Origin of the sequence: Sphingobium scionense (assembly GCF_014197035.1) — a bacterium.
Lineage (GTDB): Bacteria > Pseudomonadota > Alphaproteobacteria > Sphingomonadales > Sphingomonadaceae > Sphingobium > Sphingobium scionense.
On record NZ_JACIEU010000019.1, the window covers coordinates 67,853 to 91,073 of the forward strand.

Genomic DNA, 23,221 nt, shown 5'->3' on the forward strand with positions numbered 1-23,221 from the left:
CCCCTCCCTGGTAGGGAGGGGAGGGTTTGCTGCTTAGGCCGCTTCGGCAGCCAGCTTCTTCGCCTTTTCGATGGCTTCGTCGATGCCGCCGACCATGTAGAAGGCGTTCTCGGGCAGATGGTCATACTCGCCATCGACCACGGCCTTGAACGACTTCACCGTGTCTTCGATCTGGACGAACTTGCCCGAGATGCCGGTGAAGACTTCGGCGACGTGGAACGGCTGCGACAGGAACTTCTGGATCTTGCGCGCGCGGGCGACGGTCACCTTGTCCTCTTCCGACAGCTCGTCCATGCCCAGGATCGCGATGATGTCCTGCAGCGACTTATACTTCTGCAGGATCGACTGAACCGCGCGGGCGGTGTCATAATGTTCCTGGCCCACGGTGCGCGGTTCCAGCACGCGGCTGGTGGAGTCGAGCGGATCGACTGCCGGATAGATGCCCAGTTCCGAAATCGCACGGTTAAGCACGGTCGTCGCATCAAGATGCGCGAACGACGTCGCCGGCGCCGGATCGGTAAGATCGTCCGCGGGAACATAGACGGCCTGGACCGAGGTGATCGACCCCTTGTTGGTCGAGGTGATGCGTTCCTGCAGCGCGCCCATGTCGGTCGCCAGGGTCGGCTGATAGCCCACCGCCGAAGGAATACGGCCCAGCAGAGCCGACACTTCGGCGCCCGCCTGGGTGAAGCGGAAGATGTTGTCGACGAAGAACAGCACGTCCTGATTTTCGACGTCGCGGAAATATTCGGCGATCGTCAGGCCCGACAGAGCGACGCGGGCACGGGCGCCCGGCGGCTCGTTCATCTGGCCATAAACCAGGGCCACCTTCGAGCCTTCGCTGATCGCGTTGCCATCGGCATCCTTGGCGATCACGTTGGCGTCGAGGAATTCGTGGTACAGATCATTACCTTCACGGGTGCGTTCGCCGACGCCCGCGAAGACCGAGGTGCCGCCATGGCCCTTGGCGATGTTGTTGATCAGTTCCTGGATGAGAACGGTCTTGCCGACGCCTGCGCCGCCGAACAGGCCGATCTTGCCGCCCTTTGCATAAGGGGCGAGAAGGTCGATGACCTTGATGCCGGTGACCAGGATCGAGCTTTCGGTCGACTGGTCGACGAACAGCGGGGCCTTGGCGTGGATCGGCGACCGCAGGTCGGTAGCGACCGGGCCGCGTTCGTCGATCGGTTCGCCGACGACGTTGAGGATGCGGCCGAGGGTGGCCGGACCGACGGGAACGCTGATCTGCGCGCCGGTGTCGGTGACTTCCTGGCCGCGGGTCAGGCCTTCGGTCGAGTCCATCGCGATGGTGCGGACGGTGTTTTCACCCAGATGCTGGGCGACTTCCAGCACCAGGCGCTGGCCGTTGTTGCTGGTTTCCAGCGCCGAAAGGATCGCCGGAAGCGCATCGGGGAAGGTCACGTCGACGACGGCGCCGATGACCTGCGAAATGCGGCCTACATTGTTGGTGGTTGCCATGACTATGTCCTTGCCTGCTTGTCCTTAGAGGGCTTCGGCGCCCGAGATGATTTCGACGAGTTCGGTGGTGATCGCGGCCTGGCGGCTGCGGTTATACTGGATCGTCAGCTTGTTGATGAGGTCGCCGGCATTGCGGGTCGCATTGTCCATCGCGGTCATCGACGCACCCTGTTCGGATGCGTTGTTTTCCAGCAGCGCCTTGAAGAGCTGCACCGTCACGTTGCGCGGCAGCAGGTCGTCGAGGATCGCTTCCTCGCTCGGTTCATATTCCACCGTTGCGGCGATCGCATTGCGGTCGGCATCCTCGGGAATCTTGACCGGGATGATCTGCTGTTCGGTCGGGATCTGCGCGAGCGCCGACTTGAAGCGGGAATAGAAGAGGTGGGCAACGTCGAACTTGCCGTCGAGGAACATCTGGCTGAGTTCCTGCGCCACCGCCTGGGCCTGGGCAAAGCCCGGCTCCTTGGCACCGGTGGTGTCGTAATTGGCGACGATCTTGCTCGGATAGGTACGGTTGATCACCGGACGACCCTTGCGGCCGATCAGATAGAACAACACCTTCTTGCCGTCCAGTTCCAGCGCGCGGGCCTTGGCCAGCGCAGCCTTCACGATATTGGCGTTGAACGCGCCGGCAAGGCCGCGATCGGAATTGGCGACGACCAGCAGATGGACTTCATCCTTGCCGGTGCCGGCGAGCAGCGGCGAGGCGCCTTCGCCCGAGCCGCCGGCGATCTTGGTCGCCAAGCTCGCGACGACCGCTTCCAGTCGCTCGCTATAGGGGCGGGCAGCTTCGGCAGCGGCCTGCGCCTTGCGCAGCTTGGCCGCGGCGACCATCTGCTTCGCCTTGGTGATCTTCTGGGTCGACTTCACCGACCCGATGCGCAGCTTCAGTTCTTTGAGGCTAGCCATAGTTCAAATATTCCGAGCAAGGGCCAGACGGCCCGCGAGACCAAAGAAACCGACGCCCATGGCGCCTTCGAACCAGCGCATCGCGCTGCTTTGACCGACCTTGCGGCCTGCCTTCACGGCAAGCGCTGCAAGCAGCGCGCACCAGACGAAGCCAAGCGCATAGACGATCGCGATCAGCAGCATCCCCTGCCAGGGTGCATCCGGACCGGTGCCGACGAACTGCGGCAGCGCAGCGAGGAAGAAGATCGCGACCTTCGGGTTCAGCACGGTGCTGATAAAGCCCTGCATAAAAGGCGATCCGCCGACCCGGACTTTCGCCTCTGCCGATGCCGGCGCAGGCTTGATCGCACCACGCAGCAGGCCGATGCCCATCCACGCCAAATAGAATGCGCCGGCGATCTTCACCGCCATGAACATTCCTGGCACCGCGTTCAACACGCTGAGGAAGCCGAAGCCGCACAGCAGCATGTAAAATAGGCCGCCTAGCTGGATGCCGCCGATCGCCGCCATCCCCGCCTTCAACCCACGGCGTGCTGCGTGACCGGCCACCAACATGGTGTCCGGTCCTGGCAGCAGCACCAGACCGATCGACATCACGGTCCAGGCAAGAAGGGAATGGGCAGTCAGCATTCAAATTTCACTTACCAAAATCAAGAAATGGCCTAATTTCATTCTTCGCTGCAACTGCATCGATAGTTTTGCATTCGCTACGAAGGACATCAGAAGCACAATGAAATTCTGGGTCTGGAGTGTCTGTTGCCTGGAAATCAAGCTTGAACTCAGTCCCATTGCTCCAAGTCCCATAAAACAATCCGGTCGTAAGATCGGCTGACTTGGTTTTTATGAACTTTATATATTTACGTCCCGCGCTTTCAGTTAATTCTGCGGCGCGATAAAGTGCGATGCGTTCGCGAGCCTTCTCGATATAATCGCTTCCGCCCGTCTTTCCTATGACTCTCCAAGTGTCTGGGCCTTTCGACCGATCCTTGTAGCCAGATCCAAATGCGCCGTTCTGCAACGGGCCAAGCTTATGATACCGCACGGTTCCGGGCTTTTCAGCATGGCTGCTTGTGGCCAGCCCAAGGCTGGCCAAGGCCCCAATCGCCGCAATTTGCTTGATCATCAAGTCTGACTTTCGACTGGCGGCCGACAAGCGGCAAATCTTAAGCGAAGGTCTTGCCGAACGCGTCGAGCGCAGCCTTCAGCTTGCCCTTGGCATCGTCGCCCAGATCCTTGCTGTCGCGGATCGCGGTCAGCACTTCGGGGTGATCGTGACGCAGATAGGCGAGCATCAGCTCTTCGTAACGGGTCACGTCCTTGACCGGGATGCCGTCAAGATAGCCGTTGGTGCCCGCGAAGATCGACGCGGTCTGCTCTTCGAACGGCAGCGGCGAGAACTGGCCCTGCTTCAGCAGTTCGGTCAGGCGCGCGCCACGGTTCAGCAGCTTCTGGGTCGATGCATCGAGGTCCGAACCGAACTGGGCGAAGGCCGCCATTTCGCGATACTGGGCCAGCTCCAGCTTGATCGAGCCCGAAACCTTCTTCATCGCCTTGGTCTGCGCGGCCGAGCCGACGCGCGACACCGACAGGCCGACGTTGATGGCCGGGCGGATGCCCTGGTAGAAGAGGTTGGTTTCGAGAAAGATCTGGCCGTCGGTGATCGAGATCACGTTGGTCGGGATATAGGCTGACACGTCGCCAGCCTGGGTCTCGATGATCGGCAGCGCGGTCAGCGAGCCCGAGCCATTTTCCTTGTTCATCTTCGCAGCGCGTTCCAGCAGGCGGCTGTGGAGATAGAAGACGTCGCCCGGATAGGCTTCACGGCCCGGAGGACGACGCAGCAGCAGCGACATCTGGCGATAGGCGACGGCCTGCTTCGACAGATCGTCATAGACGATGACGGCGTGCATGCCGTTGTCGCGGAAATATTCGCCCATGGTCACGCCGGTATAGGGGGCGAGATACTGGAGCGGTGCGGGTTCCGAAGCGGTCGCGGCGATAACGATGGAATATTCCATCGCGCCATTTTCTTCGAGCTGCTTGACGATCTGGGCGACGGTCGAGCGCTTCTGACCGACGGCGACGTAGATGCAGTAGAGCTTCTTGCTCTCGTCATCACCGGCGTTGGCGGTCTTCTGGTTGATGAAGGTGTCGATCGCGACGGCGGTCTTGCCGGTCTGGCGATCGCCGATGATCAACTCGCGCTGGCCACGGCCGACGGGAACCAGGGTATCGATCGCCTTCAGGCCGGTCTGCACGGGTTCGTGCACCGAAGTGCGAGGGATGATGCCGGGCGCCTTCTTTTCCACGCGCATCCGCTGTTCGGCAACGATCGGACCCTTGCCGTCGATCGGGTTGCCCAGGCCGTCCACGACGCGCCCCAGCAGGCCCTTGCCGACGGGGACGTCGACGATGGTGCCGGTGCGCTTGACGGTGTCGCCTTCCTTGATCTCGGCGTCCGAGCCGAAGATCACGATGCCGACATTGTCGGCTTCGAGGTTGAGCGCCATGCCCTGAACGCCATTGGCGAACTCGACCATTTCGCCCGCCTGGACGTTGTCGAGGCCATGGACGCGGGCGATGCCGTCACCCACGGTCAGAACGGAACCGACTTCGCTGACCTGCGCTTCGGTGCCGAAATTGGCGATCTGGTCCTTGATGACCTTCGAAATTTCTGCGGCGTTGATATCCATGTTCAGCCTTTCATCGCCTGGGCGAGACTATTCAAACGGGTGCGGATGGAGGAATCGATCATCTGGCTGCCGATCTTGACGACCAGCCCACCCAGGATCGCGGGATCGACCTTGGTATCGACCGCGACATCGCGACCGACACGGGCCTTCAGGCTCTTCTGCAGAGCGGTGACCTGAGTCTTGGTGAGCGGATGCGCGCTCGTCACTTCGGCGCGGGCCTCGCCCTTGTGATTCGACAGCAGCGTTTCATAGGCGCGGATGACCGCAGGGAGCTGCGACAGGCGACGGTTCTGGGCGAGCACGCCCAGGAAATTCGTCGTCAGCGGATCGATCGACATGGCGGATGCAACCGCCGCGATCGTCTTACCCGCTGCGTCGCGGCTGAGAACGGGGCTGTTGATCAGGCCCTTGAAATCAGACGATTTTGCGATCGCTGCCTTGATTGCCGCGAGGCTCGCTGCGACGGTGTCGAGCGTCTTGCCGTCGCGGGCCAGATCGAACAGCGCCACCGCATAGCGGCCGCTGAGGCTGGCCTGTATACCGCCGGTAGTCTCCACGCGCTTACCGTCCTCCAACTTGATTTGCCGGTCATGCAAAAAGAGGGGGAGCAGTAATAACCGTCCCCTGTTGTCGGGCCGGTTAGCAGTGCCAATATGACTATGCAAGTCATGTGACACGATTCCATCGCATCGACGAAATCAAGCCAATTTGACTGAGTTTTTCAGGAAAACGGACAGGCTAGGGAGCGGGGTCTGCGGGGGCAAGCCGTCCTTTTTGGCAATGATAGACCAGCCGCTCGTTCGGCTGGGGCGGGAGCAGCGCTGCAAGGTCCGACTGGAGCGTCGCGATCCGGGTCAACATCGTGGAATCGCTGCTGCATCCCTTGATCGGGCCATCCTTCAGCAGGGCACGGGCCTTGTCCATCGTGTCGCCGTCTGGCAGCCAGCGCTGTACCCGCAGCAGGCCGGTGGCCGGGTCGAATTCGCTGCGACTGACATAATTTCCTTCGTCCGGCACGCTCGCCCGCTGCCAGGTCGTACCGGTCGCCTGATATTGGGTGTCGCCGTTGACGCAGCCGCCCTCGGCCCAGTTCAGGCCGACGTCGTTGGGCTGCGACACGGTCAGTCGGCTGCGGTTGAGGTCAATCCGGCAGATATTGTCGCCGGCCCAGGCAAAGGCCTTGTTGCTGACCACGCTCTGGTCCTCGGGCAACTTCACCCGCTCGTCGATGCTGGCGAAGCTGGGCTTGAAGACGAACAGGCCAAGCGCGCCCATCAGCAGGATGCCGCCACCGGCGATGAACCAGGTGGCGCGCTTTTCGCGGCCCTGGCTGTAGAAGAGGCCACCCGCACCCAGCCCCAGCACGGCGAGGGCCAGCAGCACGGCGGCGCCCGCCATCGCATTTTCGCGACCGGAAATGACATCGCGTTCGGCCGTGTCACGGGCCTGTTGCAGCGCCTGGTCGCGCTTGTCGGCGGCGGCGCGATCGCTCTGTTCAGTCAGCTGCGATTCGCGCTGGGTGATCGAGGATTCAGCGGCATCAGCCTCGGCCATGGTGCGGCAGGCGACGACGGTGTGGAGCGAGGAGACGCCAGCCTGGCGCAGGAAGGAGGCGACTTCGCGCCAGGATACGGCAAAGCCGAATTCGGCATCATTGCCGTCGGAGATCGAGCCGAAGCTGTTGACCCCCAACACCCGGCCGCAATCGTCGATCAGGGGGCCGCCGCTATTGCCGGCGGCAAGCGGGGCGGTGTGCAGGATGGTGTCGAAGCTCTGGCTGGAGCGGCCGGACGAGATGCTGCCGCTGGTCTTCACCGTGCCGAGCGGTTCGACCAGCTGCTTGAGGCTGAGGCCCTGGGCGCGATCGACCGTGCCGGGATAGCCGATAGCGGTGACATGCTGGCCGTCATCGACCGCCCCGGCATAGAAGGTGGCAACCGGCAGGCTGCCTTCTTCCAGCTGGATCAGGGCCAGGTCGTTGCCCGGCGAATAGGCGATGATCCGCCCGCCATAGCTTTTCTTGCCCTCCGACGGGATCACGCCGATGACGAGATCCTTCTCCTCGCGCGCCAGTTCGACGACATGGGCGTTGGTCAGCACCTTGTCCGGGGCGATCGCGATGCCGCTGCCATGGCCCACGAAATAGGCGTCCGAGCCATTGGTCGCGACCAGCGCGACGCGCACCACGCTGCGCGCAGCGGCGGTGATATCCTGCTGTTCGGCCCGTGCGGGGCTGAGCAGGACGAGGGACGCGACGAGCGCGGCGATCGGGCGAAGGCGACGGAAAAGGGCGACCATAGGAGGCGCATACATATGCGAAGGCCCGCGTTAGGCAATCGGGAAAAAGCGGATGCGACGGGCCGTGTGCTTTTGACCGCAAGCCACGGGAAGCCTCGCCAAGCCGTTTCGATTACCCCATATCCATGAACCAGATGACACGCCCCGAACCCGTCCCGGCCGCCATGCCCGATGCCGAAGACTGCTGGACCGCCTTTCTGGCGCGCGACCGTCGCCAGGATGGCTCCTTCGTCGGCGCGGTGTTGACCACCGGCATTTATTGCAAGCCGAGCTGCCCGGCGCGGCACCCGAAGCGGGAGAATATGATCTTCCTGCCTGATGGCGCGGCGGCGCGGGCGGCAGGCTTTCGCGCCTGCCTGCGCTGTCGTCCGGATGAGGTCGGGCGCGACCAGCAGGCGGTCGAGGCGGCGATCCGCCTGATCCGCGCGGCCGAAGTGCCGCTTCGGTTGGAGGCAATGGCCGACCATGTCGGTTATGCGCCGCATCATTTCCATCGCTTGTTCAAGCGGATCACCGGCCTGACCCCGGCTGCCTATGCCCGCGATCTGCGCACCGATCGGCTGAAGGCGGCGCTGGCGACGCCCGGCAGCGTGACCGATGCGATCTATGAGGCCGGCTATAATGCGCCGAGCCGCGCCTATGCCGATGCCGAGCGGCATCTGGGCATGACGCCCAGTGCCTGGCGGGAGGGCGGGCGGGGCGTCGATATCCGCCATGTCGTAATCGGGACGAGCCTGGGCGCGCTGCTGGTCGCGGCGACCGAGCGCGGCCTGTGCCGCATCGCCTTCGAGGAAGGGGAGGCGGACCTGCGCCGCCGATACCCCAACGCGACTCTGTTGCCGGCGGACGCCGCGCTGGATCGCTGGGCGAGTGCCGTGGCCGCACTGGTGGATGATCCGGGGGCGGGTGCCGACCTGCCGACCGATGTCGGTGGCACCGCCTTTCAGCAGGCGGTCTGGGCCGCCTTGCGGGCGATCCCGGCGGGAGAGACCCGCAGCTATGGCGAGATCGCCGCGGCGATCGGCCGGCCGGGCGCCGTGCGCGCGGCGGGGACAGCCTGTGGCGACAATGGCCTGGCAATATTGGTGCCCTGTCACCGCGTGTTGCGCAGCGACGGAAGCCTGGGTGGCTATGCCTATGGAGTCGACCGCAAGCGGAGCCTGCTGGAGCGGGAGCGCCGTGCGAAGATGACAGCGAAGACGACAGGTGAATAACCGTTTCTCGATCCGCTTGCGTCACAATATTCTCGTAATTTAACTTTTGATTAACTATAGGCTCGCGCCTTCTTCGATGGGGGCGGTTGGGCTTGCGTAGTCTGTTGTTCTGGCTGTTGCTGATGACACCGACGGTGACAGTGGCGTTGCCGCTGGCGCGGCCGGTAGCGATGCCGATCGGTCCCGGCCCGGATCGGATGGCCGCTGGCGTCGCGCGCATGGTCGGATCGATCCTGGAATTTACCCGCTGGCCGACCGAGCGGCCAGTCGTGCGCATGTGCATGGCCGGGGCTGTCGCTCATGGTGACCAGTTGGACGAGATCAGCCTGTCGAACGGGGCGCGGATCGCCACGGTGGCATTGGCCGCCGACGATGCCGCGCCGGCCGCGCGCTGCGATGCGCTCTATCTGGGAAGCCTGGACGCGGCGGTGCGTCAGCGCTTGATCGCCGCCGTGCGGGGCAATGCGGTGTTGACGATCGCGGAGGATGATCGCGACTGCGCGGGTGGGGCGATGTTCTGCCTGTTGTTTGCGCCGCAGACCCTGTCCTTCCAACTCAACATCGATGCGGTGTCGCGGTCCACGGTGCGGGTCGATCCGCGCGTGCTGCGCGTGGCGAAGGGGGGCTATTGACCGTGGCCGAACCAAGCCCGACCGCGATGCCGACCTTGCGCCAGTTGCTGGCGCGGGCGCATCTGCGCCTGATCCTGTTCGCGGTGTTGATGGCGGGCCTGACCCTGACGGTGACAGGTGTCACGGTCATTCGCGGCTATGCCGCGCGCAACCTGACGCTGATCGCGCAGACCGTTGCCTATACGGTCGAACCGGCTTTGGTGTTCGATGATGTCGATGCGGCACGGCGCGGGATTGCCACGGTGGCCGCATCCGAAAGCGTGCGATCGGTCGAACTCCATGGTCGCGACGGCCGACTGATCGCCGCCTGGAACCAGCCCGATCGCGGCATGACGGGCGGCCTGTCGCGGATCGTAGACGCGCTGTTCTGGCCCAGTCCGGTGCGGGTGCCGGTCCATCATGGGCCGGTTGTCGTCGCTGAAGTGCAGGTGTTCGGTGATGCCGGCGGCCTGGGGCGCTACATCCTGTCGGGGGTTGCGACTGCGCTGGCCTGCCTTGGCCTGACCATCGTTGCGACCCAGTTGCTCGCGCGCCGATTGCAGCGCGACGTGACGGGGCCGCTCGCCCATATTGCGGACGTCGCCCACGCGGTCCGCACCGATCGCCAGTTTGATCGTCGCGTGCCCGCAGCGGGTATCCAGGAAGTCGATCAGTTCGCGCGCGATTTCAATGCATTGCTGGACGAGCTGGATGAATGGCACGCCGGCATATTGAACGAGAATCGCATCCTGGAGCGCCAGGCGACGCGCGACCCGCTGACGGGGCTCGGCAATCGCGCGATGTTCGAGCGGGAGCTGACGGCGACCATGGCGCAGGCTGATGAAAGTGACACATCCTTCGCGGTCATCTATGTCGATGTGAACCGATTCAAGCAGGTCAATGACAGCCATGGCCATGATGCCGGCGACGTCATGTTGATCGTCATTGCCGCGCGGCTGCGCATGGCATTACGGCCGGGCGACATGGCCTTCCGCCTGGGCGGCGACGAGTTCGCGCTGATCCTGGCGGCCGGGTCGACCCGAACGGAGGCAGACCAGTTATCGGGACAGATCGGGGAGGGGATGATCCAGCCGATCATGCTGCCGAGCGGGGTCAGCATCCGATCCTCGCTCAGCATCGGCAGCGCCCTTTATCCACAGGACAGTGTCGATCCGCGCGCGCTGCTGCGCCATGCCGACGCGGCCATGTATGCGGCCAAGGCGCGGGGCGACGGCAGGAATTGATTATGAGGAACAACATGCGAAAGCTTCTTTCCCTGCTGGCGCTGACGCTGCTGGCGGCCTGTCAGACGGTGCAGCCGAGTGACGGCTTCACCGAGGCGCAGAAGACGGTGCTGCGCGCCAACGGCTTCCAACCGGTGGGTAGCAACTGGGAATTCGGCATGGCCGACCGTCTGCTTTTTTCCACCGATCAAAGCGTGCTGATCCCGGCGCAGCGCGATGTGATCAGCCGCATTGCCAGTGCGCTGGTGGCGGTCGATGTGCGTGGCGCCAAGGTGGAGGGGCATACCGACAATACCGGAACGGCCGCCTATAATGAGCAATTGTCGCAGAAGCGGGCGCAGGCGGTGGCCGATGCGCTGGCGGCGGGCGGAATGGCGCCGGCGGCGCTGCATCCGGTGGGCATGGGCCTGAGGGTGCCGGTGGCAAGCAACGACAGCGAGGTCGGCCGTCAGGAAAATCGCCGCGTGGTCATCATCGTCGCGCCGAACGACGCCATGCCGCTCTAACTCGGGATTGGCTCGAACTCCTTCACCCGCGCCATGACGGCGGTGCGCTGGGCGTCGGTCATGCTGCGCCAGTGGACGATTTCGTCGAGGGTGCGGCCGCAGCCGGTGCAGCCCTTCCGCTCGGCATCAAGCGAGCAGAGATTGCGGCAGGGGCTGTCGATCGGCGCGGCCATCACATGAAGCTGTAGGGATCGACGTCCACCGCGACGCGAGTGGTCGATTTCCACACCAGATTGCCCAGCCATTCCCGGATCACCGACTGGATGTCGATCTGGCGCGTGGCATGGATCAGCAGCCGGTGGCGATGGCGGCCGCGCAGCACGGAGAGCGGCGCGGGGGCGGGGCCATAGACCCGCATCCCGTCCACCTGCGGCGCCGACTTGCCGATCAGCCGGGCGGTTTGCGCCGCTTCGTCGCTATCCTCGCTGGAGATGATGATCGCGGCGAAACGGCCGAAGGGCGGGGCGTTGGCGCGGCGGCGATTTTCGGTCTCGATCAGATAGAAGCGCTCGCTGTCGCCGGCGATCAGCGCCTGGATCACCTCCGCATCGGGCATGCGGGTCTGGATGAAGACATGGCCCGGCTTTTCGCCGCGTCCGGCGCGCCCGGCGACCTGCATGATCTGCTGAAATGTGCGTTCGGACGCGCGTAGGTCGCCGCCCTCCAGCCCCAGGTCCGCGTCGATCACGCCGACCAGCGTCAGGTTGGGGAAGTGATAGCCCTTGGTGATAAGCTGGGTGCCGACGATGATGTCGATATCGCCGGCCTCGACCGACTTCACGAAATCGGCGGCGCGGGCGGGCGAATGCAGCGTGTCGGAGGTGGCGATGGCGACCCGCGCCTGCGGCCACAGCGCCTTCACCTCGTCGGCGATGCGCTCGACGCCGGGGCCGCAGGCGACCAGGCTGTCCTCTTCCTTGCACTCGGGGCAGAAGCGCGGCGCCGGGATGACATGGCCGCAATGATGGCAGGCGAGCCGCTTGGTCAGCCGATGCTCGACCATCCAGCTGGTGCAATTGGGGCATTGGAAGCGATAGCCGCAATGGCGACAAAGGGTCAGCGGGGCATAGCCGCGCCGGTTGAGGAAGAGCAGGCTCTGCTCGCCCTTGGCCAGCACTTCCTCCATCGCCACCACCAGCGGCGGCGCGATCCAGCGGCCGCGCTCGGGCGGATCGGTCAGCAGGTTGATCCCCTTGATATCGGGCATCTGCGCGCCGCCGAAACGGGCGGGCAGCTTGATCTCCCGATAGCGGCCGAGATCGACCTGGTGCCGTGTCTCGATCGCCGGGGTGGCGGAGGCTAGAACGACCGGGAAATGTTCGATGAGGCCCCGCATCACCGCGACGTCGCGGGCGTGATAATGGACGCCTTCTTCCTGCTTGAAGCTCGCCTCATGCGCCTCGTCGACGACGATGAGGCCGAGATTGGGGTAGGGCAGGAACAAGGCGGAGCGGGCACCGACGACGACGCGGGCCTCGCCCGCCGCGATCGCGCGCCAGGCGCGGCGTCGTTCGCTCTGGCGCAGGCCGCTATGCCAGTTGACCGGGACCGTGCCGAAGCGCTTCTCGAACCGCTCCAGAAAGGGTTCGGTCAGGGCGATTTCGGGCAGCAGCACCAAGGTCTGCTTGCTGGCGCGGATGGCTGCGGCGATCGCCTCGAAATAGACTTCGGTCTTGCCCGATCCGGTGACGCCGTCGAGCAGGAAAGGGGTGAATTCATGGGCGCGAACCGCGTCGGCCATCTGGCTGGCGGCTTCCAGCTGCTTGTCTGACAGGGCGGGCGGGGCGTGGGCCGGGTCGGGCTCGGGGAAGGGGGTGTCGACGCTGACCTCGACCGGCTCGAACGCGCCGGCCTTCACCAGACCGCGGATCACCGCGTCGCTCACCCCGCCGATCATCGCCAGTTCGCGCACCAGCCCCTGGCGCTCGCCGATCCGCTCCATCGCCTGGGTCCGCTGTTCGGTCATGCGATCGGGCAGCTGGCCGGTGGCACGATATTCAATGACGGTGCGTGTGCCCTCCAGCGCCGACATCGACGCCAGCGCCATGCGCAGCACCGCGGCGGGCGGGGCGAGATAATAGTCGGCGGTCCATTCGATCAGCCGGCGCAGCGTTTCGGGCAGCGGCGGCGCGTCCAGCACTTCCAGCAGGTTGCGCAGCCGGTTGTCGCCGACCGTCTCGACATCGGGAAAGGAGCCTTCGTCCCACACCACGCCGACCAGCTGGCGTGGCCCCAGCGGGGCGACCACGATGCTGCCCGGCCTGGCCGTCATGCCATGGGGGATGCGATAGTCGAGCGGGCCGAGGGCGGCATTGAGGAGGAGGACACGGGCGCGGGCCATGCAGCGTCCTTAACTGCTCTTGCCGTTCTGGCAAATCGTCAGAGCCGCCAGGCGATCGCCAGCCAGGGGACATGGACGACCTCATCGGGACGGTCATCGGGGAAACTATGCTGGCGCATATAGCTGAACTGGATGCCCAGGCGCGGCGTCAGCACATGGCGCAGGCCGATCAACTGCCGGGTCGTGACCAGTTCGCTATCCTTGACCGCACTTGGCCTGTGCAGTTCGAAGAAAAATTCGGCAGAGGTAACGAGGAGCCAGTTTCGCTCCCGTTCCAGCGGAATGTCGAGCTGGATGCGTTCGCGCAAGCGCCAGGCCGGTCGCGCTGCGCTGTCGATATAGCGCTGTTCCAGCCGGGTGCGGCTCTGCAGCACGCCCAGGTCGACGACCAACTGCTGGTGGAAACGCATTTCCTTCTGGGGCCGGCTGGTCGCGAACGCGAAGCCGCCACCCAGATGCACGCCGTCGGCGACCCGGTGGTCGATCGTCAACCGTTGCAGCAACTGGTCATTGCCCGGGCGCAGGCGATAGTTCATCTCGATGCTGACCCGGTCGTTATCGTCAATCTGTGCGACGACGCCGGTGCTGAGCCATGTCTGGCCTTCGTCCCGCGCGGCCTGTACGCTGCAGGGAAAGGCGAGCAGGGCCAGGGTGAGCATGCGGGGGGGTATATAAGCATATGGGCGCATCGCAGGCATCGAGACCGCTCCCCTGTCGGGCAAAATTTAAAGCGGTTCGATCACCGGGGCAATTGCCGCTCGCCCCGATGGCCAATCCATCGGCCAGCCGCTAAAGGGAGCCGATTCGCGAATCCTGCCCCGGAGCATCCCATGAAATTCTTCGTCGACACCGCCGACATTGCCGAAATCCGTGACCTGGCCGCCACCGGCCTGCTGGACGGCGTCACCACAAACCCGTCGCTGATCCACAAATCGGGCCGCAAGTTCCTGGAAGTGATCGAGGAAATTTGTGGCGTCGTCGACGGCCCGGTGTCGGCCGAAGTCGTTGCGCTCGACCATGAGACGATGATGAAGGAAGCGGCCGTCCTGCGGAAGATCGCGCCCAATGTCTGCATCAAGGTGCCGCTGACGATCGACGGCCTCAAGACCTGCAAGGCGCTGACCGACGATGGCGTGATGGTGAACGTCACCCTCTGCTTCTCGGCCAACCAGGCACTGCTCGCGGCCAAGGCCGGCGCCAGCTTCATCTCGCCCTTCGTCGGCCGTCATGACGATAATGGCTTCGACGGCATGCAGCTGATCGAAGACATCCGCCTGATCTACGACAATTACGCGTTCGACACCGAAATCCTGGTCGCGTCGGTCCGTCACCCGATCCATGTGCTCGACAGCGCCAAGATCGGTGCCGACGTGATGACCGCGCCGCCGGCGGTCATCAAGGCGCTGTTCAACCATGTGCTGACCGACAAGGGCATTGCCGGCTTCATGTCGGACTGGGCCAAGACCGGCCAGTCGATCCTTTGATCTGATGCTCCGGCGGGCGGGCGATGTGCCTGTCCGCCGGAACGCCTGCGACCCTTCGGCCATTATCTCCGCAGGAGGAGAGGGCCATGTTCGTCGCGGTCTATTGGTGGCGAGTCCACCCCGGCAAGGAAGAACAGTTCCGCGCAGCCTGGCGCCGCGGCACCGACCTCATCCGTGAAAAATATGGCAGCTATGGATCGCGCCTGCACCGTGATGCGGATGGGCGGTTCGTGGGCTACGCCGAATGGCCGGACGAAGCGACCTGGCGCGCGGCTTTCGACGCGAAGATGGTCTATGATGATCCGGCAACCCGCGCTGCCTTTGTTGACGCGATCGCCGAAGTGCCGGTGGACGCCGATCCGATCTTCACCATGACGGTCACCGACGACCTGCTGGTGCGTGCGACGAGCTGAGCCGGGCGAGAACCTTTTGTTCAGCATATTCGGCTAGATAGCACGCTCCTTTCCCCAATGAACCTGTCCATGCCGATCGACGCCGTCACCATGCTGCTCATGACCCAGGCCATCGCCCTTGTTGCGGCGCTGGTGCTGGCCGCCGAATGGCGGCTGGCGAAGGTGCGCTCGCTCGCCTGGTGGAGCGCGGGATTCGCGACCATCGTGGTAGGCAGCGGCATGTCGGTGCTGCGCACGCCGGACAGTTTTCTCCTCTATGTCTGGCTGGCGAATGGACTGCTGGTGGTGGCGCACCTTTTGTTCGCCAAGGGGGCGGCGGCCTTTGCCGGGCGACGCCTCCCCGGCATCTGGCTGGGCGTGCTGCTGGTCTGGGTGGCGCTGCTGGGTACCGATCCGGCGAGCGATCGCACAGCGTTGTTCGGCCTCGTCAATTCGGCGCTGGTCGCGATCCTGTCGCTCAAGGCCGCGTCCCTCCTGCTGTCGCTTCGTCGCACCAGCGAAGTGCGCGATGCGGTGCGGCTGGGTCATATTTTCCTCGGCCATGGCATGTTCTACCTCGCCAAGTCGGGATTGATATTCATGCCGGGCCTGTTCGTCAGCCTGATCGGCTTCAAGGGGCTGCTGATCAAGGCCTCGCTCTATGAGGGCATATTGGTCGAGGTGTCGCTGGCGCTGCTGATGCTGGCGGCCGTGCGTCACCGGCGCGAACGGCAGATCACGGCCCTGGCCGAGCGGGATTCGCTGACCGGGGCCTATAATCGCCGCGCGTTCGAGGCGAAGGCGACCGCTGGCATGGCGCTGGCGCGGCGGGCCGGTCAGCCGGTGGCACTGCTGTTGTGCGACGTCGATCATTTCAAGGCGGTCAATGACGGCTTTGGTCACGCGACGGGCGACCGACTGCTGTCGGCGCTGGCCGGGATATTGACGGACAGCGTGCCCGTCGATGCTTTGGTGGCGCGGCTGGGCGGGGATGAGTTTGCCGTTCTGCTGTTCGGTCTTCCGCCCGAAAATCTGCCGGCGCTTGGTCGCCGCATCTGCCATCGGTTTGCACAGAGCGGCGCGGACATTGCCGGGCTGACCCTGCCGGTCTCGACCAGCATCGGCGCGGCGACCAGCGTCAGGGGAATAGAGGCGATGCCGCATCTGTTCGACCGGGCGGATCGCGCGTTGTATGATGCCAAACGGAAGGGGCGTGACCGCATCTCGCTTGAATCGGGTGCGGAACAGGGCGGCGCAAGCCCGCCGCTGCGTCTCGCCAAAGTGGCACGCCGCGCGTGTGTCGGTTGTCAGGAAGTCTGCTCCTGACCCTCCAGAGTTTCCGGTGCTTTTGTCATCAGAGGATCACGGCTGATTTTCAACTTCTGCTCCTCTGGAAGGGGGGCATTGTCAACTTCTGCTCCGATCCTTGTTTTATGCGCGCTACAAAGGGATCCGCTGGCGGACAAGTGTCGCTGGCGGCCATGCCGACAAATCAGATTCACGAAGGTCGCGGCGAGGTCCCGGGCAGATCGCGGACACGTTCGGCGTTGAGCAGCATCATATCAATGATGACGAATGAGGGGGCGCTTCTGAGGTGAGCGGAAGGCCATGCAGGCATTGCCAATGAAGCGATCTCACAAAGCCTCTGCCTGATGTGCTGCGTTATTCCGATGGTTCTGTAATGCCCATAAGACGGGGGTTGGCTATTTTGGTAAATTGAGCCTTGTATCTGGGATGATATGTAAATTTATTCGAATGATTCTTATCTACGCCCTGATGTATATTCGACCGCATCATAGTTTAGGTAAAGTTAATCCGTGATGATATGGTGTATCAGTGCGCTATCATGGCACAATGATCTGATGTATCATTCAGAAACAGTCCAATATGCCGCGATTTTACTTTTGCAGATGACATTCTGCGGAAAGCCTACTATGTAGCCTGTCATGCGCCGCTTGGGACGTTTCCTGCTCTGCCTGATTTCGTTGTCCATGCTGACGACGACGATGGTGCATGCCCAGGAAGTTCCTAACGCTCAGGCGCCCACCATCGAATGCTCCGGTTATGTGCATAGTGATGGCGATGCGGACCAGACGCAGGGCGATGCTGACAAGGGCATGCCGCACCATCATGGTGGTTGTCAGGGCGCTCCGGCGTTCGTGCCGGCTTCGGCCAGCGATGATATGCTCCCCTCCGCGGTGAACGCTCCTGCGTTCATTCCTGCACCGATCCCGTCCAAGCGTTGGGCCATCGGCCCCGACCTGCGCCCACCTATAGCCTGACAGAGCCATAATGGACCGTTGCGCCTGAATTCAGGCCGCCGGTCGTCCATGACTCGTGTTCAGGATTCCTATTCATGTTCCGATCCATTGCAGCCTTATTGGCTGCCGTGTCCTGCGTCGCTGTGGCGCAGGCACAGGAGATGCCCGCTGCGGTAGCGGGGGCATCACCCTATACGCTTGATGAGGCGGTTGCCGCAGCTGGTGGCAGCGCCCCGGCGGCCGAAGCCGCGCAGGCCAATGTCGAAGCGGCTCGCGCCGCACGTACCGTCGCTGGCCTTCGTCCCAATCCCACCGTGCAGACGCAGGTGGAAAATATCGCGGGAAGCGGACCCTATCGCGGCGTTGGTAGCGCCGAGTCGACGGTCAGCATGGCTGTTCCCATAGAACTGGGTGGCAAGCGGTCCGCACGCATCGCGGTCGCTAATGCCCAGACCGACAAGGCGCTGCTAGTCTCGGCGATCACGCAGGCAGACATCAGGCTGCAGGTCACGCAGCTGTATATCGAAGCGGCTGCTGCCGAACGGCGTGTCCAGACGGCACGCGATCAATCGCGCATCGCTGGCGACGCAGCGAATGCCGCGAGCGTACGGGTAAAGGCCGGCCGTGCTTCTCCGATTGAGGAGCAGCGCGCCAATGTCGCGAAGATCAACGCCGACGCCGAACTGGTTCGGACCATTCGGCTGGCACAGGCCAGCCGCGCCAATCTTGAGCGTCGGATTGGGCAACCGATGAGCGGACCGCTCGATACGGCTTGGTTGGAGCGCTTGCCACGTGGCTATGGTCCCGAAGTCCCACCGAGCGCGGTAGGTACGCTGGCCCTGGCTGCCGCAGACGCGGACCTTGCCGTAGCTGATGCCAATGTCCGACTCGCCAATTCTCAACGAGTCCCCAATCTCGAAGCTGGCCCCGGTTTACGCAGGCTGTCAGCCACCAACGACACGGCCCTGATCTTCACGGTCACGATGCCTATCCCGATTTTCAATTCGGGTAAGGCGGCTGTCGCGCAGGCTCGCGCGCAGCGCAATCAGGTGGAAGCCCAGAAGCGTATGACGGCACTCGATGTCGAGCAGGCAATCACCGACGCGCAGACATCGGCATCGAATGCCGCAGTCACTGCACAGACGGCTACTGGTCCTGCCCTTGAGGCGGCCCAGGAAGCGGCCCATATTGCTCGCATCGGCTATCGCGAAGGCAAGTTCGGCCAGCTCGACCTGCTCGATGCAGAACGCACGCTTGCTCAGACGCGTCTCGCCGCCATCGACGCACTTGCCTCTTATCAAAATGCCCGCGCGCAACTGGAGCGCCTGACAGCGCCCGCGCCGGAACAGGGGAACTGATCCATGACATCTAAGAAGATCATCTACGCCGCCTTGCCCCTGTCCCTGATGCTGGCGCTCGCCGCTTGCGGAAGCGGTGCCGAGGAGAATCCGTCCAACGACGCGGCACCCGCTGCTGAAGCAAAGGCAGGGGAGAAAGCCGAAGAGGGCAAGATCACGCTCTCGGCCGATCAGATCGCATCGGCTGGCATTCAGACGGCGCGCCCGATGATGGGCGGCTCGGGCACGATCGAGCTCCCCGCTACCATCGATGGCGACCCTCAGGGCACGCAGGTGGTATCGGCCGCGATCGGTGGCCGCGTGGTTTCGCTGACCCGTAACCTTGGGCAGTCGATCGGTCGCGGCCAGACGCTTGCCGTGATCGAGAGCCGCGAGGCCGCCTCGCTCAACGCCGAGACCGAAGCTGCTCGCGCACGGCTGTCTCTGGCGAACAGCAATCTCGCCCGCGAACAGCGTCTGTTTTCGCAGCGCGTCTCGCCTGAGCAGGATCTCATCGCTGCCCGCACTGCGGCGACCGAAGCCCGCATCGCCCTTCGTCTGGCGCAGCAGCAGGTTTCTGCTGCGGGCACGGGTGGCGGCGGCCTCAATCGCATCGGCATCGTGGCGCCTATGTCGGGTCAGGTTATCGGCCGCAGCGTGGTGCTGGGGCAGACGGTCGCGGCGGATGCTGAATTGTTCCGCGTCGCCAACCTTTCGAGCGTGTCGCTTTCGCTCAACCTGCAGCCGCAGGATGCGGGCCGGGTGCGTCCGGGCGCAACGGTGAATATCAAGGCAGCTGGTCGACAGGCGACCGCGAAGGTGACGTTCGTGTCGCCGGCGCTCGATGCCAATACGCGACTGGTTCCCGTCATCGCGACTCTCGACAATCGTGATGGCCTCTGGCGCGTCGGCGAGCCGGTTACGGCATCGGTCGCGCTCACCGGCAGCGGCGGCGATGGCGCGATCCGTGTGCCGCTGACTGCAGTGCAGACAGAGGAGGGCAGGTCGGTCGTCTTTGTGCGGACCAAGACCGGGTTCCAGGCAACCGCCGTCCAATTGGGCGACAGTGCCGGCGACAGCGTGATCATCAAGTCGGGCCTGAAGGGCACCGAGGAGATCGCCACCGTCAATAGCTTCACGCTCAAGGCCGAACTCGGCAAGAGCGAAGCCGCGGAGGACTGAGCCGATGATCGCCCCAATCGTAACATGGGCGGTTCACAAGCGCTGGCTCGTCCTGCTGCTGACCGCCATTGCCGCCGTGATCGGCGCCGCCGCCCTGTCTCGCCTGCCTATCGACGCAGTGCCGGACATCACCAACAATCAGGTGCAGATCAACGTCCGTGCGCCCGCGCTTTCGCCCGAACTGGTCGAAAAGCAGGTGGCGTTCCCGATCGAGACTGCGCTCGCCGGCATTCCGGGCCTCGAATATAGCCGTTCGCTTAGCCGCAATGGTTTCGCGCAGGTGACGGCGGTCTTCTCCGATCAGACGGATATCTTTTTCGCCCGCCAGCAGGTCGGCGAGCGCCTGACAGGCGTGTCCGAGAACTTGCCCGATGGCGTAACGCCCGAAATGGGCCCGATCGCCACCGGTCTGGGCGAGGTCTATATGTGGACCGTCCGTCTGGAGCATCGCAAGGACGACAAGCACCAGCCGGGTGAACCCGGCATGCAGCCCGATGGCAGCTACATCACGCCGGAAGGCGAACGGCTGACGAACGACACCGACAAGGCGACCTACCTGCGTACCGCGCAGGACTGGATCGTTTCGCCGCTGCTGAAGAACACGCAGGGCTTGGCCGGCGTCGATTCGATTGGCGGCTATGCCAAGCAGTTCCTCGTCGTGCCCGACGTCCAGCGCCTGGCTTCGATGGGGATCACGCTGACGCAGCTCAGCACAGCCCTCGAACGCAACAACACCAGCGTCGGTGGCGGCTTCGTCAATCGCAATGGCGAAGGTCTGGCAGTCCGTGCGGACGCTCTTGTCCGTAACGCCGACGAACTTTCCAAGATCGTGGTGGCCACCCGGGAAGGTGTACCCATCACCCTTGGTCAGGTTGCATCTGTTCGTACCGGTCAGGCGATTCGCATGGGGTCGGCGTCCGAAAACGGAACTGAGGTCGTCGTCGGCACCGCCATCATGCGGATCGGCGAGAATAGCCGCACCGTCGCGACCGCAGTCGCCAACCGGCTGGAGGAGATCAACGCCTCACTGCCGCCAGACGTAATCGTCCAGCCTGTGCTGAACCGTACGGCGCTGGTGAACTCGACCATCAAGACGGTCGCCAAGAATCTGGGCGAAGGCGCGGTCCTTGTCATCGTGGTGCTGTTTCTGCTGCTCGGCAACTTCCGTGCCGCGCTGATCGCCGCCGTCATCATCCCGGTGACCATGATGCTGACCGGCTTTGGCATGTTGCGTGCCGGGGTGTCAGCGAACCTCATGAGCCTTGGCGCGCTCGACTTTGGCCTCATTGTCGATGGCGCCGTCATCATCGTCGAAAATGCCCTGCGACGCATGGCTGAGCATCAGCATCACGAAGGGCGTCTGCTCACCGTGAAGGAACGGCTGGATACGGTCGCTTCTGCTGCCCGGGAGATGATCAAGCCGTCGGTCTATGGCCAGGCGATCATCATCCTCGTTTATGTGCCGCTCCTCACCCTGACCGGTGTCGAGGGCAAGACCTTCGTGCCGATGGCGCTTACCGTAATCATCGCGCTGGTTTGCGCCTTCATCCTCTCCCTGACCTTTGTTCCCGCCGCGATCGCCCTGTGGCTGTCCAAGCGGATCGAAGAGAAGGAAGGACGGATCATGAGCTGGCTCAAGGCCCGCTACGAACCCGGTCTCGACCGGGCGATGAAGCGGCCTGTAGTCACTGTCGGCGCTGGTGTCGGCGGCTTCGTTCTCGCGATCCTGGCCTTCATGTCTCTGGGCCAGGTTTTCCTGCCGCAGCTTGATGAGGGCGACCTTCTGATTCAGGCTCTGCGTATTCCGGCGACGTCGGTGCAGCAGAGCCAGGCGATGCAGGTGCCGATCGAACAGATGATGTCGAAGCAGCCGGAGGTGAAGTTCGTCTTCTCCAAGACCGGTACGGCCGAACTGGCATCCGACCCGATGCCGCCCAACGCCACTGATATGTTCGTAATCCTCAAGGACCGGAAGGAATGGCCGGACCCCAGCCTGAAGAAGGAGGAACTCATCTCTCGGATCGAGGGGGAACTCGCCAAATTCCCGGGCAACGCCTACGAGATCACCCAGCCGATCCAGATGCGCTTCAACGAGCTCATCGCCGGCGTGCGTGGTGATATCGCGGTCAAGGTCTTCGGGGACGACTTCAACTCGATGAACGCGACGGCTGAGAAGATCGCTAGCGTCCTGCGTCGTACGCAGGGGGCCGCCGACGTGAAGGTCGAGCAAACCACGGGCCTTCCGATGCTCGACATTCGGGTGAATCGCGACGCCATGGCCCGCCTCGGCGTCACCGCTCAGGACGTGCAGGACATCGTGAACGCAACGCTGGGTGGCCAGCAGTCGGGCATGATTTTCGAAGGCGACCGCCGCTTCCCGGTGGTAATCCGACTTTCCGAAGATCAGCGTGGTGACATCTCGCTGCTCAGTCAGGTTCAGGTGCCGACCCCGAGCGGCCAGTTTGTTCCGCTGGCCAGCGTTGCGGATATCCGCGTCGTCGACGGTCCAAATCAGATCAGCCGTGAAAACGGCAAGCGTCGTGTAGTAGTCCAGGCGAACGTGCGTGGCCGTGACGTCGGCGGCGTGGTCGCGGATGCGCAGGCTGCCATTGGTAAGGAAGTGCGTCTTCCGCCGGGCAGCTATCTCGAATGGGGTGGCCAGTTCGAAAATCTGGCTTCGGCTCAGGAACGCCTACAGCTGGTGATCCCGGCCTGCTTTGTTTTGATCCTGCTGCTCCTCTATGGCGCGTTGGGGTCAGTCCGAGATGCCGCCATCGTGTTCACCGGCGTTCCTCTCGCCCTCGTGGGCGGCGTGCTGGCCCTCTTCCTTCGGGGTATGGACTTCTCCATCTCCGCAGCGGTCGGGTTCATCGCGCTGTCCGGCATCGCGGTCCTGAACGGTCTCGTCATGGTGTCCTCCATTCAGGATCTCATGCGAACCGGCATGGACCGGGCCGAAGCCGCTCGGGTGGGCGCGCTTCAGCGTCTGAGGCCAGTGGTCATGACGGCGTTGGTCGCAAGCCTCGGCTTCGTGCCCATGGCCTTGGGCAGCGGCGCTGGCGCCGAAGTCCAGAAGCCGCTGGCGACGGTCGTAATCGGCGGCCTGATCTCTGCGACGCTCCTGACCCTGTTCGTCCTGCCGACGCTCTACGCGCGATACGGCCGCACGACGATGGTCGAGGAGGATGATCCAGAGATCGAGGTCTCCCCGTCTGTTCAACCGCAGCACTGATGTGACGGGAGGGCAGCAACTGCCCTCCCGCCTCTTCC

General features: G+C 63.8%; 21 protein-coding genes. 11 read left to right on the plus strand and 10 right to left on the minus strand.

Annotated features, from left to right (window positions below; translation table 11 throughout):
- Positions 1-33 precede the first annotated feature (33 nt).
- From atpD to GGQ90_RS20340, 7 genes are all read right to left on the minus strand, one after another.
- The gene (gene atpD / locus GGQ90_RS20310; protein WP_007709598.1) at positions 34-1,479 is read right to left on the minus strand and encodes a F0F1 ATP synthase subunit beta; all 1,446 of its coding nucleotides are present in this window, start codon (positions 1,477-1,479) and stop codon (positions 34-36) included.
- Positions 1,480-1,503: 24 nt separating this feature from the next.
- Positions 1,504-2,388, minus strand: a complete 885-nt coding sequence (locus GGQ90_RS20315; protein ID WP_188083712.1) for a F0F1 ATP synthase subunit gamma — start codon at positions 2,386-2,388, stop codon at positions 1,504-1,506.
- A gap of 3 nt (positions 2,389-2,391) precedes the next feature.
- Positions 2,392-3,018 carry a LysE family translocator gene (locus GGQ90_RS20320; protein ID WP_188083713.1) on the minus strand — a complete coding sequence of 209 codons (627 nt, stop codon included), beginning with the start codon at positions 3,016-3,018 and terminating at the stop codon, positions 2,392-2,394.
- 7 nt (positions 3,019-3,025) lie between these two features.
- Positions 3,026-3,511: a hypothetical protein gene (locus GGQ90_RS20325; protein WP_188083714.1), complete on the minus strand. Its 486-nt coding sequence runs from the start codon at positions 3,509-3,511 to the stop codon at positions 3,026-3,028.
- A 40-nt stretch (positions 3,512-3,551) separates the two neighbouring features.
- Positions 3,552-5,081, minus strand: a complete 1,530-nt coding sequence (gene atpA, locus GGQ90_RS20330) for a F0F1 ATP synthase subunit alpha (protein ID WP_188083715.1) — start codon at positions 5,079-5,081, stop codon at positions 3,552-3,554.
- Positions 5,082-5,083: 2 nt separating this feature from the next.
- Positions 5,084-5,638, minus strand: coding sequence for a F0F1 ATP synthase subunit delta (locus GGQ90_RS20335; RefSeq protein ID WP_188083716.1), 555 nt, complete (start codon positions 5,636-5,638; stop codon positions 5,084-5,086).
- Between the two features lie 181 nt (positions 5,639-5,819).
- The gene (locus GGQ90_RS20340) at positions 5,820-7,379 is read right to left on the minus strand and encodes a S1C family serine protease (RefSeq protein WP_188083717.1); all 1,560 of its coding nucleotides are present in this window, start codon (positions 7,377-7,379) and stop codon (positions 5,820-5,822) included.
- 125 nt (positions 7,380-7,504) lie between these two features.
- Here GGQ90_RS20340 and ada point away from each other — a divergent pair, with 125 nt between their 5' ends.
- The 4 genes from ada (at position 7,505) to yfiB (ending at position 10,954) form a co-directional block, all read left to right on the plus strand.
- The gene (gene ada, locus GGQ90_RS20345) at positions 7,505-8,593 is read left to right on the plus strand and encodes a bifunctional DNA-binding transcriptional regulator/O6-methylguanine-DNA methyltransferase Ada (protein ID WP_188083718.1); all 1,089 of its coding nucleotides are present in this window, start codon (positions 7,505-7,507) and stop codon (positions 8,591-8,593) included.
- 92 nt (positions 8,594-8,685) lie between these two features.
- Positions 8,686-9,225, plus strand: a complete 540-nt coding sequence (gene yfiR, locus GGQ90_RS20350; protein ID WP_223178369.1) for a regulatory sequestration protein YfiR — start codon at positions 8,686-8,688, stop codon at positions 9,223-9,225.
- A gap of 2 nt (positions 9,226-9,227) precedes the next feature.
- Positions 9,228-10,448, plus strand: coding sequence for a diguanylate cyclase DgcN/YfiN (gene dgcN, locus GGQ90_RS20355; protein WP_343053948.1), 1,221 nt, complete (start codon positions 9,228-9,230; stop codon positions 10,446-10,448).
- A 14-nt stretch (positions 10,449-10,462) separates the two neighbouring features.
- Entirely contained in the window at positions 10,463-10,954 is a 492-nt protein-coding gene (yfiB, locus tag GGQ90_RS20360; RefSeq protein WP_188083719.1) for an outer membrane lipoprotein YfiB, read from the plus strand.
- Here yfiB and GGQ90_RS20365 read toward each other — a convergent pair.
- From GGQ90_RS20365 to GGQ90_RS20375, 3 genes are read right to left on the minus strand one after another with little or no spacing between them, the layout of a single operon-like run.
- Entirely contained in the window at positions 10,951-11,127 is a 177-nt protein-coding gene (locus tag GGQ90_RS20365) for a DUF1289 domain-containing protein (RefSeq protein ID WP_188083735.1), read from the minus strand. The genes yfiB and GGQ90_RS20365 overlap by 4 nt on opposite strands.
- The gene (locus tag GGQ90_RS20370; protein ID WP_188083720.1) at positions 11,127-13,295 is read right to left on the minus strand and encodes a primosomal protein N'; all 2,169 of its coding nucleotides are present in this window, start codon (positions 13,293-13,295) and stop codon (positions 11,127-11,129) included. The genes GGQ90_RS20365 and GGQ90_RS20370 overlap by 1 nt, the downstream gene beginning before the upstream one ends.
- A 38-nt stretch (positions 13,296-13,333) precedes the next feature.
- On the minus strand, positions 13,334-13,954 hold the full coding sequence (locus GGQ90_RS20375; RefSeq protein WP_246428339.1) for a DUF2490 domain-containing protein: 621 nt from the start codon (positions 13,952-13,954) through the stop codon (positions 13,334-13,336).
- Between the two features lie 171 nt (positions 13,955-14,125).
- Here GGQ90_RS20375 and fsa point away from each other — a divergent pair, with 171 nt between their 5' ends.
- From fsa to GGQ90_RS20410, 7 genes are all read left to right on the plus strand, one after another.
- Positions 14,126-14,779, plus strand: a complete 654-nt coding sequence (gene fsa, locus GGQ90_RS20380; RefSeq protein ID WP_004210778.1) for a fructose-6-phosphate aldolase — start codon at positions 14,126-14,128, stop codon at positions 14,777-14,779.
- Between the two features lie 86 nt (positions 14,780-14,865).
- Positions 14,866-15,192: an antibiotic biosynthesis monooxygenase family protein gene (locus tag GGQ90_RS20385; protein WP_188083721.1), complete on the plus strand. Its 327-nt coding sequence runs from the start codon at positions 14,866-14,868 to the stop codon at positions 15,190-15,192.
- Between the two features lie 69 nt (positions 15,193-15,261).
- Positions 15,262-16,497 carry a GGDEF domain-containing protein gene (locus GGQ90_RS20390; RefSeq protein WP_246428340.1) on the plus strand — a complete coding sequence of 412 codons (1,236 nt, stop codon included), beginning with the start codon at positions 15,262-15,264 and terminating at the stop codon, positions 16,495-16,497.
- Positions 16,498-17,117: 620 nt separating this feature from the next.
- Positions 17,118-17,453 (plus strand): hypothetical protein, encoded by a 336-nt coding sequence (locus GGQ90_RS20395; RefSeq protein ID WP_037480035.1) that lies wholly within the window; start codon positions 17,118-17,120, stop codon positions 17,451-17,453.
- A 74-nt stretch (positions 17,454-17,527) separates the two neighbouring features.
- The gene (locus tag GGQ90_RS20400) at positions 17,528-18,790 is read left to right on the plus strand and encodes a TolC family protein (protein WP_037480033.1); all 1,263 of its coding nucleotides are present in this window, start codon (positions 17,528-17,530) and stop codon (positions 18,788-18,790) included.
- Positions 18,791-18,793: 3 nt separating this feature from the next.
- On the plus strand, positions 18,794-19,951 hold the full coding sequence (locus tag GGQ90_RS20405; protein ID WP_010338225.1) for an efflux RND transporter periplasmic adaptor subunit: 1,158 nt from the start codon (positions 18,794-18,796) through the stop codon (positions 19,949-19,951).
- Positions 19,952-19,955: 4 nt separating this feature from the next.
- Entirely contained in the window at positions 19,956-23,183 is a 3,228-nt protein-coding gene (locus GGQ90_RS20410; RefSeq protein WP_004210791.1) for an efflux RND transporter permease subunit, read from the plus strand.
- Positions 23,184-23,221 lie beyond the last annotated feature (38 nt).

Bases quoted from the DNA above. Each gene is read 5' to 3' on its own strand.
- GGQ90_RS20410 (WP_004210791.1), top strand. From the start codon at position 19,956: ATGATCGCCCCAATCGTAACATGGGCGGTTCACAAGCGCTGGCTCGTC.
- GGQ90_RS20385 (WP_188083721.1), top strand. From the start codon at position 14,866: ATGTTCGTCGCGGTCTATTGGTGGCGAGTCCACCCCGGCAAGGAAGAA.
- atpD (WP_007709598.1), bottom strand. From the start codon at position 1,479: ATGGCAACCACCAACAATGTAGGCCGCATTTCGCAGGTCATCGGCGCC.
- GGQ90_RS20390 (WP_246428340.1), top strand. From the start codon at position 15,262: ATGCCGATCGACGCCGTCACCATGCTGCTCATGACCCAGGCCATCGCC.
- GGQ90_RS20375 (WP_246428339.1), bottom strand. From the start codon at position 13,954: ATGCTCACCCTGGCCCTGCTCGCCTTTCCCTGCAGCGTACAGGCCGCG.
- ada (WP_188083718.1), top strand. From the start codon at position 7,505: ATGAACCAGATGACACGCCCCGAACCCGTCCCGGCCGCCATGCCCGAT.
- yfiB (WP_188083719.1), top strand. From the start codon at position 10,463: ATGCGAAAGCTTCTTTCCCTGCTGGCGCTGACGCTGCTGGCGGCCTGT.
- GGQ90_RS20320 (WP_188083713.1), bottom strand. From the start codon at position 3,018: ATGCTGACTGCCCATTCCCTTCTTGCCTGGACCGTGATGTCGATCGGT.
- GGQ90_RS20315 (WP_188083712.1), bottom strand. From the start codon at position 2,388: ATGGCTAGCCTCAAAGAACTGAAGCTGCGCATCGGGTCGGTGAAGTCG.
- atpA (WP_188083715.1), bottom strand. From the start codon at position 5,081: ATGGATATCAACGCCGCAGAAATTTCGAAGGTCATCAAGGACCAGATC.
- GGQ90_RS20340 (WP_188083717.1), bottom strand. From the start codon at position 7,379: ATGGTCGCCCTTTTCCGTCGCCTTCGCCCGATCGCCGCGCTCGTCGCG.
- GGQ90_RS20400 (WP_037480033.1), top strand. From the start codon at position 17,528: ATGTTCCGATCCATTGCAGCCTTATTGGCTGCCGTGTCCTGCGTCGCT.
- GGQ90_RS20395 (WP_037480035.1), top strand. From the start codon at position 17,118: ATGCGCCGCTTGGGACGTTTCCTGCTCTGCCTGATTTCGTTGTCCATG.
- GGQ90_RS20325 (WP_188083714.1), bottom strand. From the start codon at position 3,511: ATGATCAAGCAAATTGCGGCGATTGGGGCCTTGGCCAGCCTTGGGCTG.
- GGQ90_RS20405 (WP_010338225.1), top strand. From the start codon at position 18,794: ATGACATCTAAGAAGATCATCTACGCCGCCTTGCCCCTGTCCCTGATG.
- GGQ90_RS20370 (WP_188083720.1), bottom strand. From the start codon at position 13,295: ATGGCCCGCGCCCGTGTCCTCCTCCTCAATGCCGCCCTCGGCCCGCTC.
- fsa (WP_004210778.1), top strand. From the start codon at position 14,126: ATGAAATTCTTCGTCGACACCGCCGACATTGCCGAAATCCGTGACCTG.
- GGQ90_RS20365 (WP_188083735.1), bottom strand. From the start codon at position 11,127: ATGGCCGCGCCGATCGACAGCCCCTGCCGCAATCTCTGCTCGCTTGAT.